The 14,166-nt window shown below is 47.9% G+C and carries 26 protein-coding genes and 2 pseudogenes; all 28 read right to left on the reverse strand.

Annotated features, from left to right (window positions below; translation table 11 throughout):
- Positions 1-401: 401 nt before the first annotated feature.
- The 28 genes and pseudogenes from rplQ to rpsJ all read right to left on the reverse strand — a co-directional run bounded on the left by rplQ (position 402) and on the right by rpsJ (position 14,017).
- Complete coding sequence (rplQ, locus tag CS022_RS08965) at positions 402-788, reverse strand: 50S ribosomal protein L17 (protein ID WP_068905525.1); 387 nt, start codon at positions 786-788, stop codon at positions 402-404.
- Between the two features lie 35 nt (positions 789-823).
- Positions 824-1,813 (reverse strand): DNA-directed RNA polymerase subunit alpha, encoded by a 990-nt coding sequence (locus CS022_RS08970; protein WP_129122003.1) that lies wholly within the window; start codon positions 1,811-1,813, stop codon positions 824-826.
- A 23-nt stretch (positions 1,814-1,836) separates the two neighbouring features.
- Positions 1,837-2,457 (reverse strand): 30S ribosomal protein S4, encoded by a 621-nt coding sequence (gene rpsD / locus CS022_RS08975; RefSeq protein ID WP_068905523.1) that lies wholly within the window; start codon positions 2,455-2,457, stop codon positions 1,837-1,839.
- A gap of 30 nt (positions 2,458-2,487) precedes the next feature.
- Positions 2,488-2,877 (reverse strand): 30S ribosomal protein S11, encoded by a 390-nt coding sequence (gene rpsK, locus CS022_RS08980; protein WP_068905522.1) that lies wholly within the window; start codon positions 2,875-2,877, stop codon positions 2,488-2,490.
- Between the two features lie 16 nt (positions 2,878-2,893).
- The gene (rpsM, locus tag CS022_RS08985) at positions 2,894-3,250 is read right to left on the reverse strand and encodes a 30S ribosomal protein S13 (protein ID WP_129122004.1); all 357 of its coding nucleotides are present in this window, start codon (positions 3,248-3,250) and stop codon (positions 2,894-2,896) included.
- A gap of 145 nt (positions 3,251-3,395) precedes the next feature.
- A complete protein-coding gene (rpmJ, locus tag CS022_RS08990) occupies positions 3,396-3,512 on the reverse strand; it encodes a 50S ribosomal protein L36 (RefSeq protein ID WP_004398452.1) in 117 nt (38 codons plus the stop codon).
- A gap of 27 nt (positions 3,513-3,539) precedes the next feature.
- Positions 3,540-4,865 carry a preprotein translocase subunit SecY gene (secY, locus tag CS022_RS08995; protein ID WP_129122005.1) on the reverse strand — a complete coding sequence of 442 codons (1,326 nt, stop codon included), beginning with the start codon at positions 4,863-4,865 and terminating at the stop codon, positions 3,540-3,542.
- 22 nt (positions 4,866-4,887) lie between these two features.
- Positions 4,888-5,322, reverse strand: a complete 435-nt coding sequence (rplO, locus tag CS022_RS09000; RefSeq protein ID WP_129122006.1) for a 50S ribosomal protein L15 — start codon at positions 5,320-5,322, stop codon at positions 4,888-4,890.
- A gap of 4 nt (positions 5,323-5,326) precedes the next feature.
- Positions 5,327-5,506: a 50S ribosomal protein L30 gene (gene rpmD / locus CS022_RS09005; RefSeq protein WP_129122007.1), complete on the reverse strand. Its 180-nt coding sequence runs from the start codon at positions 5,504-5,506 to the stop codon at positions 5,327-5,329.
- 5 nt (positions 5,507-5,511) lie between these two features.
- Positions 5,512-6,009, reverse strand: coding sequence for a 30S ribosomal protein S5 (rpsE, locus tag CS022_RS09010; protein ID WP_129122008.1), 498 nt, complete (start codon positions 6,007-6,009; stop codon positions 5,512-5,514).
- A gap of 12 nt (positions 6,010-6,021) precedes the next feature.
- The gene (gene rplR / locus CS022_RS09015) at positions 6,022-6,375 is read right to left on the reverse strand and encodes a 50S ribosomal protein L18 (protein ID WP_129122009.1); all 354 of its coding nucleotides are present in this window, start codon (positions 6,373-6,375) and stop codon (positions 6,022-6,024) included.
- A 9-nt stretch (positions 6,376-6,384) separates the two neighbouring features.
- Complete coding sequence (gene rplF / locus CS022_RS09020) at positions 6,385-6,918, reverse strand: 50S ribosomal protein L6 (protein ID WP_129122010.1); 534 nt, start codon at positions 6,916-6,918, stop codon at positions 6,385-6,387.
- 10 nt (positions 6,919-6,928) lie between these two features.
- A pseudogene (rpsH, locus tag CS022_RS09025) lies at positions 6,929-7,320 on the reverse strand (30S ribosomal protein S8).
- Positions 7,321-7,343: 23 nt separating this feature from the next.
- A complete protein-coding gene (gene rpsN / locus CS022_RS09030; RefSeq protein ID WP_129122011.1) occupies positions 7,344-7,649 on the reverse strand; it encodes a 30S ribosomal protein S14 in 306 nt (101 codons plus the stop codon).
- Between the two features lie 17 nt (positions 7,650-7,666).
- Positions 7,667-8,206: a 50S ribosomal protein L5 gene (gene rplE / locus CS022_RS09035; RefSeq protein WP_068905512.1), complete on the reverse strand. Its 540-nt coding sequence runs from the start codon at positions 8,204-8,206 to the stop codon at positions 7,667-7,669.
- Between the two features lie 17 nt (positions 8,207-8,223).
- Complete coding sequence (gene rplX, locus CS022_RS09040; RefSeq protein WP_129122012.1) at positions 8,224-8,538, reverse strand: 50S ribosomal protein L24; 315 nt, start codon at positions 8,536-8,538, stop codon at positions 8,224-8,226.
- A 12-nt stretch (positions 8,539-8,550) separates the two neighbouring features.
- Positions 8,551-8,922 (reverse strand): 50S ribosomal protein L14, encoded by a 372-nt coding sequence (gene rplN, locus CS022_RS09045; RefSeq protein WP_129122013.1) that lies wholly within the window; start codon positions 8,920-8,922, stop codon positions 8,551-8,553.
- Positions 8,923-9,082: 160 nt separating this feature from the next.
- Positions 9,083-9,337 (reverse strand): 30S ribosomal protein S17, encoded by a 255-nt coding sequence (gene rpsQ / locus CS022_RS09050; protein WP_129122014.1) that lies wholly within the window; start codon positions 9,335-9,337, stop codon positions 9,083-9,085.
- A complete protein-coding gene (rpmC, locus tag CS022_RS09055; protein WP_028024650.1) occupies positions 9,337-9,528 on the reverse strand; it encodes a 50S ribosomal protein L29 in 192 nt (63 codons plus the stop codon). Before rpmC ends, rpsQ begins: the two co-directional genes overlap by 1 nt.
- Positions 9,528-9,938 (reverse strand): 50S ribosomal protein L16, encoded by a 411-nt coding sequence (gene rplP, locus CS022_RS09060; RefSeq protein WP_129122015.1) that lies wholly within the window; start codon positions 9,936-9,938, stop codon positions 9,528-9,530. The genes rpmC and rplP overlap by 1 nt, the downstream gene beginning before the upstream one ends.
- Before the next feature lie 11 nt (positions 9,939-9,949).
- A pseudogene (rpsC, locus tag CS022_RS09065) lies at positions 9,950-10,638 on the reverse strand (30S ribosomal protein S3).
- Positions 10,639-10,657: 19 nt separating this feature from the next.
- The gene (rplV, locus tag CS022_RS09070) at positions 10,658-10,990 is read right to left on the reverse strand and encodes a 50S ribosomal protein L22 (RefSeq protein ID WP_129122016.1); all 333 of its coding nucleotides are present in this window, start codon (positions 10,988-10,990) and stop codon (positions 10,658-10,660) included.
- A 10-nt stretch (positions 10,991-11,000) separates the two neighbouring features.
- Complete coding sequence (rpsS, locus tag CS022_RS09075) at positions 11,001-11,279, reverse strand: 30S ribosomal protein S19 (RefSeq protein WP_129122017.1); 279 nt, start codon at positions 11,277-11,279, stop codon at positions 11,001-11,003.
- A 20-nt stretch (positions 11,280-11,299) separates the two neighbouring features.
- The gene (gene rplB / locus CS022_RS09080; RefSeq protein WP_129122018.1) at positions 11,300-12,124 is read right to left on the reverse strand and encodes a 50S ribosomal protein L2; all 825 of its coding nucleotides are present in this window, start codon (positions 12,122-12,124) and stop codon (positions 11,300-11,302) included.
- Positions 12,125-12,143: 19 nt separating this feature from the next.
- A complete protein-coding gene (gene rplW / locus CS022_RS09085) occupies positions 12,144-12,446 on the reverse strand; it encodes a 50S ribosomal protein L23 (protein WP_129122019.1) in 303 nt (100 codons plus the stop codon).
- Positions 12,443-13,045: a 50S ribosomal protein L4 gene (gene rplD, locus CS022_RS09090; RefSeq protein WP_129122020.1), complete on the reverse strand. Its 603-nt coding sequence runs from the start codon at positions 13,043-13,045 to the stop codon at positions 12,443-12,445. Before rplD ends, rplW begins: the two co-directional genes overlap by 4 nt.
- 16 nt (positions 13,046-13,061) lie before the next feature.
- Positions 13,062-13,691, reverse strand: a complete 630-nt coding sequence (gene rplC, locus CS022_RS09095; RefSeq protein ID WP_129122021.1) for a 50S ribosomal protein L3 — start codon at positions 13,689-13,691, stop codon at positions 13,062-13,064.
- Between the two features lie 14 nt (positions 13,692-13,705).
- Positions 13,706-14,017, reverse strand: coding sequence for a 30S ribosomal protein S10 (rpsJ, locus tag CS022_RS09100; protein ID WP_005501283.1), 312 nt, complete (start codon positions 14,015-14,017; stop codon positions 13,706-13,708).
- Positions 14,018-14,166 lie beyond the last annotated feature (149 nt).

A 14,166-nucleotide genomic window follows, 5' to 3' on the forward strand; every position in this document is an offset into this window, starting at 1 on the left:
GTGTTAGGCAGTGCGCTCCGTGTCGGTGAGGCGGCATTATAGGGAGGTCAAAATTTTTGGCAACCCCTTTTTTGTGTTTTTTGTCAAAAACAGCTCCATTAGTCTAATTTTCATTCGAAAGGCGTGTTTTATACATTTTACCCACAAAAAGTAAACAGATTGCTGTGTATAACCTTAAAACGATGAGATAAACGGCTTACTGAGGCAATAGAGTATTCGATACTTGTTTAGGCCAAAAAAGTAGAAGTAGAAGTAGAAGTAGAAGTAGAAGTAGAAGTAGAAAGACTAAGCTCAATAACAGCTGTTGCAACACGTAAGACGGGTACTTGAACTGAACATATTCTAGAAAGTAAAAAGCCAGGCTTAGCAGCCTGGCTTTTTGTTACGAATGGTTCGACTGCTTATTCAGCAGCTTCCTCAGCCTGTGGCTCAGGACGATCTACCAACTCGATGTAAGCCATTGGGGCTTTATCACCTGCGCGAACACCGCATTTCAGAATGCGAGTGTAACCGCCTGCACGAGAGGCAAAACGTGGACCTAATTCGTTGAACAGTTTCGCTACAACTTCGTCGTTACGAGTGCGAGCGAACGCAAGACGACGGTTAGCAACACTGTCGTTCTTTGCTAAGGTAATCAAAGGCTCAATTACGCGGCGCAGTTCTTTTGCTTTTGGCAAAGTAGTTTTGATAACTTCATGAGTTACCAGCGAGCTAGCCATGTTGCTGAACATCGCTTTACGATGACTGCTGTTGCGATTGAGTTGACGACCACTCTTACGATGGCGCATGACCTAATCCTTCTAACTAAGTAATCAGTGTCTGATTAATCTTCAGCGATTGATGCTGGCGGCCAGTTTTCTAGGCGCATACCCAGAGACAGACCACGTGAAGCCAGCACGTCTTTGATTTCTGTCAAAGACTTCTTACCAAGGTTTGGCGTCTTAAGAAGCTCAACCTCAGTGCGCTGTACCAGATCACCGATGTAGTGGATCGCTTCTGCTTTCAAACAGTTAGCAGAGCGAACAGTTAGTTCAAGATCGTCTACAGGACGCAGTAGGATCGGATCGAACTCAGGCTTCTCTTCTTTCTCTTCAGGAACTCGTACATCACGAAGATCTACAAATGCATCCAGTTGTTCAGCAAGAATTGTTGCTGCACGACGGATAGCTTCCTCAGGATCAAGCGTACCATTGGTTTCCATGTCGATAACCAACTTGTCTAGATCTGTACGCTGTTCAACACGCGCTGCTTCAACATTGTAAGCAATACGGTCTACTGGGCTGAACGTTGCATCAACAAGTAGGCGACCGATTGGACGCTCATCTTCTTCAGTGTGTATACGCGCTGAAGCCGGTACGTAGCCACGACCACGCTCTACCTTGATTCGCATGCTGACTTCAGCGCTTGAATCAGTTAAATGGCAGATTACGTGCTCTGGGTTCGCAATCTCAACACCACCATCATGGGTGATGTCGCCTGCAACAACAGGGCCTGCACCAGACTTATTAAGAGTAAGGATAACTTCATCTTTACCCTCTACCTTAACGGCGAGGCCCTTAAGGTTAAGCAGGATTTCCAGGATATCTTCCTGAACGCCCTCTTTGGTGCTGTACTCGTGCAACACGCCGTCAATTTCTACTTCTGTCACTGCGCAACCTGGCATAGAAGAAAGTAGGATGCGACGTAGAGCATTACCTAGGGTGTGACCAAAGCCACGCTCTAGCGGCTCAAGAGTTACTTTTGCGTGCGTTGAGGTAACTTGTTCTATGTCAACTAAACGCGGCTTAAGAAATTCTGTTACAGAACCCTGCATTGTGTCCTCTCTTTAGTTTAGCTTTACTTAGAGTAAAGCTCGACGATCAGGTGTTCGTTGATGTCAGCAGACAAATCTGAACGCTCTGGCAGACGCTTATAAGTGCCTTCCATTTTGTTGCTGTCTACTTCGATCCAAGTTGGCAGCTCGCGCTGAGCAGCAATTTCAAGTGCTGCTTTGATGCGTGCTTGGTTTTTAGCTTTCTCACGAATGCTAACAACGTCATTGGCAGTTACCTTAAATGAAGGAACATTCACCACTTGACCGTTAACCAGGATCGCTTTGTGGCTTACCAGCTGGCGTGATTCAGCGCGTGTTGCACCAAAACCCATGCGGTAAACTACGTTGTCCAGACGACCTTCAAGAAGTTGCAGCAGGTTTTCACCTGTGTTGCCTTTCAGGCGTGCAGCGTCTTTGTAGTAGTTACGGAATTGTTTTTCAAGTACGCCGTACATGCGACGAACTTTTTGCTTCTCACGAAGCTGAACGCCGTAGTCAGATAGACGGCCACGACGAGCGCCGTGAACACCTGGGGCGTTATCAATTTTACACTTGGTATCAATCGCGCGTACGCCTGATTTGAGGAACAAATCAGTACCTTCACGACGGCTAAGCTTCAGCTTAGGACCCAAATATCTTGCCATGATCTTTCTCCAGTAGTCTAAGAAACAGCGTTATACGCGACGTTTCTTAGGTGGACGACAACCGTTATGAGGGATCGGAGTCGCATCAACAATGTTAGTGATACGGAAACCAGCCGCGTTAAGTGCGCGGATAGTAGACTCGCGACCTGGGCCTGGGCCCTTAACCATAACTTCCAGGTTCTTAAGGCCATATTCTTTAGCCATCTCACCACAACGTTCAGCAGCAACCTGTGCAGCGAACGGAGTTGATTTACGAGAACCGCGGAAACCAGAACCACCTGCAGTCGCCCATGCAAGAGCGTTACCTTGACGGTCAGTAATGGTTACGATTGTGTTGTTGAAAGACGCATGGATGTGCGCTACGCCATCAGCAATTTGCTTGCGTACGCGTTTACGTGCGCGTGTTGGTTGTTTAGCCATACTTTACCTACCCCGATTATTTCTTGATCGGTTTACGCGGACCCTTACGGGTGCGAGCATTGGTCTTCGTACGCTGACCACGAAGTGGTAAGCTGCGACGATGACGCAAACCGCGATAACAACCAAGGTCCATCAGACGCTTGATGTTCATTGAAATTTCACGACGTAGATCACCTTCTACAGTGTATTTGGCAACGCCATCACGCAGTAGATCGATCTGCTCTTCAGATAACTCACTGATCTTAATGCTTTCAGCAATACCTGTCTCAGCTAGAATAGCTTTAGAACGGGTCTTACCGATGCCGTAAATCGCAGTCAGTGCGATTACAGCATGCTTTTGATCAGGAATGTTAATGCCTGCTATACGGGCCACTATTCACTCCTAGTACTTTTCAAGAAGAACCGCTGCAAAGCCCGTTTAGGATACGCAGCGGCATAACCACTTCTTTTGCACACAAAAAAGGTGGGCTGGGTAATGTACCAGCCTGCCTTATATTTGCAAGAAAAAATTTCTGCTATTAGCCTTGGCGCTGTTTATGCTTTGGCTCACTGTTACAGATCACGCGAACAACACCGTTGCGCTTGATCACTTTACAGTTACGGCAGATTTTCTTAACGGAAGCACGAACTTTCATTGCTAAACTCCGTAAATCGTCAATCTGTTAACGGCTGTAGCCTTTCAGATTGGCTTTCTTCAACACGGACTCATATTGTTGAGACATCAGATGTGTCTGAACTTGAGCCATAAAGTCCATGATTACAACTACTACGATAAGTAGGGATGTTCCGCCAAAATAGAACTGAACATTCCAAGTAATCATCATGAACTCGGGGATCAGACATATAAAGGTAATGTACATAGCGCCCGCTAAGGTCAACCTTGTCATTACTTTATCGATATACTTCGCTGTCTGTTCACCCGGGCGAATACCAGGTACGAACGCACCGGACTTCTTCAAGTTATCTGCCGTCTCACGAGGGTTGAATACCAACGCCGTGTAGAAGAAACAGAAAAAGATAATCGCTGCCGCATAAAGCATTACATACAGTGGCTGACCTGGGCTCAGTGCCAAAGACACGTCCGCTAACCATCCAAACTGCTCACTCTGGCCAAACCATTGTGCCAAGGTACCTGGAAACAGGATAATACTTGATGCGAAAATCGCAGGAATTACCCCTGCCATATTTATTTTTAATGGCAAGTGTGTGCTCTGCGCAGCAAAAACCTTGCGGCCTTGCTGCCGTTTTGCGTAGTTAACAACGATACGACGCTGACCACGCTCCATGAACACAACAAAGTAAATAACTGCAAATGCGATTACCGCCATCAGCACGAGAAGAAGCGGGTTCAATTCACCTTGACGCGCTTGCTCGATAGTCTGTCCGATAGCCGATGGCAAATTGGCAACAATACCTGCAAAGATAATCAATGAGATACCATTACCTATGCCACGCTCGGTTATCTGCTCACCTAACCACATTAGGAACATGGTGCCGGTTACCAGACTGACAACAGCAGTAAAGTAGAATCCTAGGCCTGGATTAACAACCAGGCCAGGGACCATACTCGGCAACCCTGTCGCAATACCAATTGCTTGGAAGGTTGCCAGCACTAGCGTACCGTATCGGGTGTACTGGCTGATCTTACGACGCCCAGATTCACCTTCTTTCTTCAACTCAGCCAATGCTGGATGAACAACCGTTAGCAACTGTACGATTATCGATGCCGATATATAAGGCATGATACCCAGTGCCAAGATTGAAGCACGCTCAAGAGCGCCGCCAGAGAACATGTTAAACATTTCAATGATGGTGCCTTGTTGCTGTTCGAACAGATCGGCAAGTACAGCAGCGTCAATACCAGGAATCGGCACAAAAGAGCCTGCACGGAAAACTAACAATGCCCCTACCACAAACAGTAGACGGGTTTTTAGTTCCGCAAGTCCACCTTTTGCACCACTAATGTTTTGTCCTGGTTGTTTTGCCATCTGTACCTCGTCCTCGAGTTAATTATTCCTCGATTTTACCGCCAGCAGCTTCGATTGCAGCTTTCGCGCCTTTGGTAACACGCAGGCCTTTAACGGTCACTGAACGTGCAATTTCACCAGAAAGGACGATTTTCGCAGTGCGAATGTCCTTAGTGATTACGTTTGCCGCTTTCAGAGACACAAGGCTTACTACGTCACCTTCAACTTTAGCAAGTTCGCTCAGGCGAACTTCTGCTGCAGTCAGACTCTTGCGAGAGGTAAAACCAAATTTTGGCAGACGTTGTTTCAAAGGCATTTGACCGCCTTCAAAACCTGGGCGTACAGAACCACCTGAACGTGATTTCTGACCTTTGTGACCACGGCCACAAGTTTTTCCCAAGCCTGAACCGATACCACGGCCTACGCGCTTCTTAGAAGGCTTAGAACCCGCAGCCGGAGATAGAGTATTCAAACGCATCTGATTACTCCTCCACTTTGATCATGTAGTTAACTTGATTGATCATGCCGCGTACGCAAGCAGTGTCTTCAAGTTCAACGGTGTGGTTGATGCGACGGAGGCCCAAGCCACGCAGTGTAGCTTTATGCTTCGGCAAACGACCGATAGAGCTACGAGTCTGAGTTACTTTGATAGTCTTAGCCATGTCGATTACCCCAGAATTTCGTTAACTGGTAGACCGCGCTTAGCAGCAACCATTTCTGGAGACTTCATACCACCCAAACCATCAATTGTTGCACGAACAATGTTGATCGGGTTAGTAGAACCGTATGCTTTTGCCAAAACGTTGCGAACACCCGCAACTTCTAGCACTGCACGCATCGCACCACCTGCGATGATACCTGTACCTTCCGCTGCTGGCTGCATGTACACTTTAGAACCAGTGTGGCGACCTTTTACAGCGTGGTGCAAAGTACCTTCGTTTAACGCAACAGTAACCATGTTACGGCGCGCTTTTTCCATTGCTTTTTGAATCGCTGCAGGTACTTCACGGGCTTTACCGTAACCGAAACCTACACGACCATTGCCATCACCGACTACAGTCAGAGCGGTGAAGCTAAAGATGCGACCACCTTTAACCGTCTTAGATACACGGTTAACAGCAATCAGCTTCTCATGCAAATCACTTTGTTGTTTTTCGTTAGCCATCTTCCGCCTACCTTAGAATTTCAGACCAGCTTCACGGGCAGCTTCTGCCAGTGCAGCCACGCGGCCGTGGTATTGGAAACCGGAACGGTCAAAAGCAACTGAATCGATGCCTTTTTCCAGTGCGCGCTCAGCAATAGCTTTACCTACTGCAACAGCGGCGTCTTTGTTGCCGGTGCTCTTAACTTGCTCACGGATCGCTTTCTCTACGGTAGAAGCAGCAGCGATTACCTCGGAGCCATTTGCAGCGATAACCTGTGCGTACACGTGACGTGGAGTACGGTGTACTACAAGGCGAGTCGCGCCCAGTTCAGCAATCTTGCGACGTGCTCGGGTCGCACGACGGATACGAGCAATTTTCTTATCCATAGTGTTACCTTACTTCTTCTTAGCTTCTTTAGTACGCACGACTTCGTCAGCGTAACGAACACCTTTACCTTTGTAAGGCTCAGGCTGACGGTATGCGCGGATATCTGCAGCTACTTGACCGACCAATTGCTTGTCCGTACCAGTAAGGACAATTTCAGTCTGGCTTGGGCATTCTGCTTTGATGCCTTCAGGCAGTTCGTGCTCAACTGGGTGAGAAAAACCCAGAGTCAGAGCAACTGATTTGCCCTTAATAGCAGCACGGTAACCAACACCTTTCAGGATCAGTTTCTTGGTAAAGCCTTCAGTAACACCAACAACCATGTTGTTTACCAATGCACGTGCAGTACCAGCTTGAGCGTTAGCTTTAGCGATACCTTCACGAGCGGCAAATTTCACAGCGTTGTCTTCTTGGCTAACTTCCACTGCATCATTGATAACGCGGCTCAATTCGCCTTTGCTACCTTTAACAGTGACTTCCTGACCGTTCAGTTTCACCTCTACGCCGGCAGGAACTACTACTGGTGCTTTTGCAACACGAGACATTTCCTACTCCTTACGCTACGTAGCAGATGATTTCACCGCCCATACCCGCTTTGCGAGCTGCGCGATCGGTCATCAAACCTTTAGACGTTGATACTACAGCAATACCCAGACCACCCATTACAGTAGCAGCTCATCTTTTTTCTTATAGATGCGCAGACCTGGACGGCTTACACGTTGGATTTGCTCGATAACTGGATTAGCTTCGAAGTACTTCAAAGTCACTTCCAGTTCAGGCTTAACTTCGCCAGAAATAGCGTAGTCAGCCACATAACCTTCAGCTTTCAGTAGCTCAGCAATTGCCACTTTCAGCTTTGACGAAGGCATTTTTACAGCAACTTTGCTTGCTGCCTGACCATTGCGGATGCGGGTCAGCATGTCCGAAATCGGATCTTGCATGCTCATAAGTCTTTACTCCCGTGATTCAATTACCAGCTTGCCTTACGCAGACCCGGAATCTCGCCTTTCATGCAAGCTTCACGAACCTTAATACGGCTCAAGCCGAATTTACGCAGGTAGCCATGTGGACGACCAGTCTGGTTACAGCGATTACGCTGACGAGACGTCGCAGAATCACGTGGTAGAGATTGAAGCTTCAGGACAGCATCCCAACGCTCATCTTCAGACACATTAACACTTTTGATGGTAGCACGCAGTGCAGCACGCTTTTCAGCGAACTTTGCTACCAGCTTCGCGCGTTTTACTTCGCGCGCTTTCATTGATTGCTTAGCCATTAGAGTAACCCTTCACCTTACTTACGGAATGGGAAGTTAAAGGCAGCCAGCAGAGCTTGACCTTCCTCATCTGTACCTGCAGACGTGGTGATGGTGATGTCCATACCACGGATGCGATCTACTTTGTCGTAGTCGATCTCAGGGAAGATGATTTGCTCACGAACGCCCATGCTGTAGTTACCGCGACCGTCGAACGCTTTAGGGTTCAGACCACGGAAGTCACGGATACGAGGAACTGCGATTGAGATTAAACGCTCAAAGAAGTCCCACATACGTTCGCCACGCAGGGTTACTTTACAACCGATAGGGTAGCCCTCACGGATCTTGAAGCCAGCAACAGACTTACGTGCTTTAGTAATCAGCGGCTTTTGACCAGCAATAGCGGTCATGTCAGCTGCTGCATTTTCAAGCAGTTTCTTGTCGTTGATTGCTTCGCCCACACCCATGTTCAGGGTGATCTTTTCGATCCTTGGGACTTGCATGATACTCTTGTATTCGAACTTTTCAGCGAGTTCTTTAACAACAGTCTCTTTGTAGTAATCATGCAGTTTCGCCATAGTGTACTACTCCAGAATTACTTGATAGTTTCGCCATTCGATTTGAAGAAACGAACTTTTTTGCCGTCTTCGAATCGGAAGCCTACACGGTCTGCTTTACCAGCTGCCGCGTTGAAGATAGCCACGTTAGAAACGTCAACAGCAGCTTCTTTCTCAACGATGCCGCCTTGGACGCCCATCGCCGGAACTGGCTTCTGATGTTTCTTAACTAGGTTAATACCTTCTACGATAACTTTACCGGTAGTCAGGACCTTAGATACTTTACCTTTCTTGCCTTTATCTTTACCGGCAAGAACGATAACTTCGTCGTTACGACGGATTTTAGCTGCCATTTTAATCGCTCCTTACAGAACTTCAGGCGCCAGAGACACGATTTTCATGAACTGGTTTGTACGCAGCTCACGTGTCACAGGGCCAAAGATACGTGTTCCGACTGGTTGCTCGGTAGTGTTGTTAAGCAACACGCAAGCATTACGGTCGAAGCGAATGACAGAGCCGTCTGGACGACGAACGCCTTTACGGGTACGAACTACAACCGCCTTAAGTACATCACCTTTTTTTACTTTACCGCGTGGAATTGCTTCCTTTACGGTAACTTTGATGATGTCGCCAACGTGGGCGTAACGACGGTGAGAACCACCCAGAACCTTAATACACATTACGCTGCGAGCGCCGGAGTTATCGGCTGCGTCCAGCATACTTTGCATTTGGATCATTGTTAGTGCTCCGCTGTTATTACATCTAGACCCATCTCGGGTCGGACTGCCTCTTTACAAGGGCGGCGAATAATAACACTATTTTTTAAAGATGGGTAGATAAAAAATAAACGGCCCCTTAAATCGGAGCCGTTTAATTTCGTGAAGTGGAAAGGTGCCCTTACAGGCGAGCTTTCTCTACTACGCGTACCAGAGTCCAAGACTTAGTCTTAGACAGTGGACGGCACTCACGAACCTCAACAGTATCGCCTTTGGCGCATTCGTTGTTTTCGTCGTGAGCGTGTAGTTTAGTCGTGCGCTTGATGTACTTACCGTAGATCGGATGTTTCACCTGACGCTCGATAGCAACAACGATAGACTTGTCGCCTTTGTCGCTAACTACACGACCTAGTTGAGTGCGGATTTTGTCGCTCATTATGCGTTGCCCTTCTGGTTCAGAACGGTTTTAACACGTGCGATATCACGACGAACAGTCTTCAGAGTGTGAGTTTGCTGAAGCTGGCCAGTAGCCGCTTGCATGCGCAGGTTGAATTGCTCACGCAGCAAACCCAGCAGTTCTTCGTTCAGCTGCTCAACGCTCTTTTCGCGAAGTTCTTGTGCTTTCATCACATCACCGCCTTGGTTACGAAAGTGGTTTTGATTGGTAGTTTACGTGAAGCAAGCTGGAACGCTTCGCGCGCCAGTTCTTCAGAAACACCATCCATCTCGTACAGGACTTTGCCTGGTTGGATTTGTGCAACCCAGTAGCTCACAGAACCCTTACCTTTACCCTGACGAACTTCCAGAGGTTTGGTAGTGATTGGCTTGTCTGGGAACACACGGATCCAGATTTGACCCTGACGCTTGATGTGACGAGTCATAGCACGACGTGCCGCTTCGATCTGGCGCGCAGTAATACGACCGCGACCTACAGCTTTCAGGCCGAAGGTACCGAAGCTAACGTCAGTACCGACAGCAAGACCGCGGTTACGACCTTTAAAAGTCTTGCGGAACTTAGTACGTTTTGGTTGAAGCATCGATAGACTCCTTACTTACGGCCTTTACGCTGCTTCTTAGGCTTCTCAGCCGGCTGCTCAACGACTGGCATGCCGCCCAGAACTTCACCTTTGAAGATCCAAACTTTAATACCAATTACACCATAGGTGGTGTGAGCAGAAGAAGTAGCATAATCAATGTCAGCACGAAGCGTGTGCAGTGGCACACTGCCTTCACGGTAAGACTCAGCACGTGCAATTTCAGCACCGCCCAGACGACCGCTTACTTGAACCTTGATACCTTTGGCACCCAGGCGCATTGCGTTTTGAATCGCACGCTTCATAGCGCGACGGAACATAACACGACGCTCCAGCTGAGATGCGATGCTGTCGCCAACCAATTGAGCGTCAAGCTCAGGCTTACGTACTTCTGCGATATTGATTTGCGCAGGTACACCGGCGAGTTTTGCAACGCGAGCGCGCAGTTTTTCAACGTCTTCGCCTTTCTTACCGATAACAACGCCTGGGCGAGCAGTGTGAATAGTTACACGGATGCTCTTAGCAGGACGCTCGATAACGATACGAGAAACAGACGCTTTAGACAGTTCTTTAGTCAGAAACTGACGTACCTTGAAGTCGCCGTCTAGGTTGTCAGCGAAATCTTGGCTGTTAGCAAACCAAGTGGAATTCCAAGCTTACAAATGCCAAGACGAATACCATTAGGATGTACTTTTTGACCCATTGCTTTCTCTCCTAATCTCTTAGCGGTCTGCTACAACAACAGTGATGTGGCTAGAACGCTTCAAGATGCGATCGGCACGGCCTTTTGCACGAGGCATAATACGCTTCATGATTGGGCCTTCGTCAACGAAGATCTTAGCGACGTTAAGATCGTCGATATCTGCACCTTCGTTATGCTCGGCGTTTGCGATAGCAGACTCCAGAACCTTCTTAACCAGGTCAGCGGCTTTTTTATTGCTGAAAGTTAGAATTTCCAGTGCTTGTGCAACGTCTTTACCGCGCACTTGATCTGCAACCAAACGAGCTTTCTGAGGCGAAATGCGAGCAAATTTATGTTTAGCTAATGCTTCCATCATCTACTCCTTAACGCTTCTTCGCTTTCTTATCTGCAGCGTGGCCGCGATAAGTACGTGTTGGTGCAAACTCGCCTAGCTTGTGACCGATCATCTCTTCAGTGATGAAAACAGGTACGTGCTGACGACCATTATGGACAGCGATGGTCAAACCTATCATCGTAGGGATGATAATTGAACGACGGGACCAAGTCTTAACAGGCTTCTTGTCACCGCTTTCCAACGCTTTCTCTACCTTCTTCAGCAAGTGCAGGTCAATAAAAGGACCTTTCTTGAGAGAACGTGGCATGGCTTATCCTCTGATATAAATTACTTATTACGACGACGTACAATGTACTTGTCGGTACGCTTGTTCTTACGGGTCTTGAAGCCTTTAGTAGGCATACCCCAAGGTGATACTGGATGACGACCGCCCGAAGTACGACCTTCACCACCACCGTGTGGGTGGTCTACTGGGTTCATTGCTACACCACGAACGGTTGGGCGTACACCCTTCCAACGTGTTGCACCAGCCTTACCCAGCTCACGCAGCATGTGCTCTGCGTTGCCAACTTCACCGATGGTCGCACGACCTTCAGAAAGAACTTTACGCATCTCACCTGAACGCAGACGAAGAGTCACGTATGCGCCATCACGAGCTACGATTTGTGCGTATGCACCAGCTGAACGAGCCAGCTGCGCACCTTTACCAGGCTTCAGTTCAACACAGTGAACAGTTGAACCTACTGGGATGTTGCGCATTGGCAGGGTGTTACCTGCTTTGATCGCCGCATCAACGCCAGATTGAATCTGGTCGCCAGTTTTCAGGCCTTTAGGTGCAATGATGTAACGACGCTCACCGTCTGCGTACAGAACGAGTGCGATGTTCGCGCTACGGTTTGGATCGTATTCCAGACGCTCAACTTTCGCTGGGATGCCGTCTTTTGTACGTTTGAAGTCAATTACACGGTAATGTTGCTTATGACCACCACCGATATGACGTACAGTAATACGACCGTTGTTGTTGCGACCGCCAGACTTCTGGTTTTTCTCCAGAAGTGGTGCGTAAGGCTTACCTTTGTACAGGTCAGCGTTTACAACTTTAACAACGTGACGACGACCCGGTGAAGTAGGCTTACATTTAACAATTGCCATTTTCTGTTACTCCTCCGTCTTACTCAGCGCCGCCAGCGAAGTCGATGTCTTGACCTTCTTTCAAGATAACGTAAGCTTTTTTGACGTCGCTACGACGACCTTCACGCATACCTTGACGTTTGGTCTTACCCTTAGTGATAAGAGTATTTACAGACTTAACTTCAACTTCGAACAGTTTTTCAACTGCTGCTTTGATCTCTTTCTTAGTTGCATCTTTAGCTACTTTGAACACGATAGTATTCGCGCTTTCAGCAGCCATAGTTGCTTTTTCAGAGATGTGCGGAGCACGCAGAACTTTCAGGATACGCTCTTCAGTGATCATCCCAGCATCTCCTCAACTTGCTTAACTGCAGCTGCAGTTATAACTACTTTGTCGAAAGCGATCAGGCTAACTGGGTCGATGCCTGCTGCGTCGCGTACGTCAACCTTATAAAGGTTACGAGCGGCCAAGAACAGGTTCTCATCAACTTCTGCAGTTACGATCAGAGCTTCAGATAGCTCAAGCTCTTTCAGCTTAGCGATCAGCTCTTTAGTTTTTGGTGCTTCTACTGAGAAGTTATCAACAACGATCAGACGCTCTTGACGAACCAATTCAGAAAGAATGCTCTTAAGAGCACCACGGTACATCTTCTTGTTAACTTTCTGGCTGTGGTCCTGTGGACGAGCTGCGAAAGTTACACCACCGCTGCGCCAGATTGGGCTACGGATTGTACCGGCACGTGCACGACCAGTTCCTTTTTGACGCCATGGCTTAGCACCACCACCGCGAACATCAGAACGAGTTTTTTGAGCACGTGTACCTTGACGGGCACCAGCTGCGTATGCAACAACTACTTGGTGAACCAGAGCTTCGTTAAACTCACGCCCGAAGGTAGTGTCGGAAACAGTCAGCGCATCAGCACCTTTTACTACCAATTCCATTACTATCTCCTCGACGTTACGATTTAACGGCTGGTTTAACGATCACGTCACCGCCAGTAGCACCTGGGACTGCACCTTTAATAAGAAGCAGATTGCGCTCAGCGTCAACACGTACGATCTCTAGGTTCTGAGTAGTTACTTGCTCAGCGCCCATGTGACCTGCCATTTTCTTGCCTTTAAATACGCGACCTGGAGTTTGACATTGGCCAATTGAACCCGGTGCACGGTGAGACAAGGAGTTACCATGTGTCATATCTTGAGTACGGAAGTTCCAGCGCTTAACAGCACCTTGGAAACCTTTACCTTTAGATACGCCAGTAACGTCAACTTTTTTGATATCAGTAAACAGTTCTACAGTCAGCTCAGCGCCAACTTCAAACTCTTCACCATTTTCCAGGCGGAATTCCCACAGACCACGACCAGCTTCTACACCTGCTTTCGCAAAGTGACCAGCTTCTGGCTTAGTTACGCGGCTTGCTTTTTTCGCGCCAGTAGTTACTTGAATCGCAGAGTAACCATCGTTTTCAAGGCTACGCACTTGAGTAACGCGGTTTACTTCACATTCTACTACGGTTACAGGGATAGATACGCCGTCTTCAGTGAAGACGCGAGTCATACCGACTTTACGACCGACTAGACCTTTCATACTTATTCTCCCTCTTAACCCAGGCTGATTTGAACATCAACGCCCGCAGCAAGGTCTAGACGCATCAGTGCGTCAACAGTTTTATCTGTTGGCTCAACGATGTCGATCAGACGCTTGTGAGTACGGATTTCGTACTGGTCACGTGCATCTTTGTTCACGTGCGGAGAAATAAGAACGGTGAAGCGCTCTTTACGAGTTGGCAGTGGGATTGGACCACGTACCTGCGCACCAGTGCGCTTAGCGGTTTCAACGATTTCCGCAGTAGACTGATCGATCAATCGATGATCGAAAGCCTTCAAGCGGATACGGATACGTTGGTTCTGCATTAGACAGAGCTCCGAAATAAAGAAATACACAAACAATATCGCCACTCCACATCATTTAGACGTAGGAATGCTGATTGATTTATGTGAAACCGTAGTGTCGATATCCGACACATTGTCAGTCATTTACTCATGACTGCGAACATAAGCGG

The sequence above is a fragment of the Veronia nyctiphanis genome (genome assembly GCF_004116385.1).
Lineage (GTDB): Bacteria > Pseudomonadota > Gammaproteobacteria > Enterobacterales > Vibrionaceae > Veronia > Veronia nyctiphanis.